Annotated in this window: 3 protein-coding genes; 1 reads left to right on the top strand and 2 read right to left on the bottom strand. The window is 40.3% G+C overall.

Features of this window, described 5'->3' with window-relative positions; all coding sequences use genetic code 11:
* The first annotated feature begins 134 nt into the window (after nucleotides 1-134).
* The gene (locus tag B3O33_RS08025) at nucleotides 135-641 is read left to right on the top strand and encodes a hypothetical protein (protein ID WP_292360440.1); all 507 of its coding nucleotides are present in this window, start codon (nucleotides 135-137) and stop codon (nucleotides 639-641) included.
* Nucleotides 642-733: 92 nt separating this feature from the next.
* On the opposite strand, the gene B3O33_RS08020 is transcribed toward B3O33_RS08025, so the two are convergent.
* Both B3O33_RS08020 and B3O33_RS08015 read right to left on the bottom strand, forming a co-directional pair.
* Nucleotides 734-1,024, bottom strand: coding sequence for a CcdB family protein (locus tag B3O33_RS08020; RefSeq protein WP_292360442.1), 291 nt, complete (start codon nucleotides 1,022-1,024; stop codon nucleotides 734-736).
* Between the two features lie 9 nt (nucleotides 1,025-1,033).
* Entirely contained in the window at nucleotides 1,034-1,189 is a 156-nt protein-coding gene (locus B3O33_RS08015; protein WP_292360444.1) for a type II toxin-antitoxin system CcdA family antitoxin, read from the bottom strand.
* Nucleotides 1,190-1,251: the final 62 nt, after the last annotated feature.

The following is a 1,251-nucleotide window of genomic DNA, read 5'->3' as shown; positions in this document are numbered from 1 at the left end:
TTTTTATCGTAGTTTTGGTTAAGCCTGTAAAACTCAACGCTCTTCATTTGCTCTTTTTGTGCTTTAGGGGTTTATTACATTCAACCTTTTGAATACTATGTGATTTAAACTATTTTATAAAAGGAAGGGACGCCATGAAACTCATTAATGCTGCATTTGGATGTATCTTAACTTTTGCACTTAGTACACTCACAACCGCTCAGGCAGATACATCGAAAACCTTTCAGTTATTCATAAAAGAGATTGTTGAAACCTGTATCAACGCACCGGAGAATGCTTCTTCGATCTTAACCGCACACGGCTTTCAGACTGATGGCGTTAAAGGGAGAGCTCAGCACCCGGTTCATACATGGACGATAGATCAGCGAGTGCTCAGTATGCGACCTCCCGAGCAAAGTCAACGTAACGGGTTATGGGGCCCCTGTAAGATCATTGCAAAGCCTGCTTTTAGCCGAGAAGAGGCAGCGGAACTCATCGACCCCATCTTCCCTGTAATCCCAAATCCTCCGGGTAGTCTGCCACCAAAAGGCACGTTTGGCGGGCAGTGGTGTCCGGAACCAGCTCAAGTGCTAAGTTATACACTCTCCAGACCTAATACAGGCGAATTCTATATCGCTCGCAATACCTCAACTTCCTGCTGAAAAATCTGCAAAACTTTGAAATCTCAGATTCCGACGGATTCTTTTATCCTTGTTGGGCTTCGCAATCCAGTGGTCAGCAAACTTGATTCAACTCAAATACCCTTGATCGCAAAGTATAATGCCATGATGATTTCATCACGAAAGTGATTTAAAGAACCAATAGGATCTTTTAGTAAATAGGCAGGGATAGAGGCGATTTGCGGTGTGAGTAGTAGAAGTTTCTCACCTTCATATTTAATTTCTGGCGTTAGATTAGCCAGATTTTTGAAGTTTTTCCGTCTTCCAAGCGGAATAACGATTCTGGTGACGATTTCTGAGATAACGAAGCTTTGAATATCAACTCTAAAAAGAAATGCATTACAGTTGGGTTTGATAAACTTCAAATTGCGCCATTAAAACTCTCTGAATTCATCTCCAAAACAGCCATGCTCATCAACAAACTCATTGTAAGCTTGAATGGCATTTTTATTTTCTTCGGCCCATTTTTCAGTATTGAATTGAGCCAATTTTTCTTGTTTAAGAGGGAACAAATCATCAGAGTTCATCATATTGCCAACAGCTAGGTTAGAAAAAAATTACGGTAAAGAATAATTAAATGAAAATCTAATCT

This window comes from Methylophaga sp. UBA1464 (assembly GCF_002325665.1).
Taxonomy (GTDB): Bacteria; Pseudomonadota; Gammaproteobacteria; order Nitrosococcales; family Methylophagaceae; genus Methylophaga.
The sequence above is the reverse complement of the archived record's forward strand: the minus strand, read 5'-3'. Positions and strand labels throughout refer to the sequence as shown.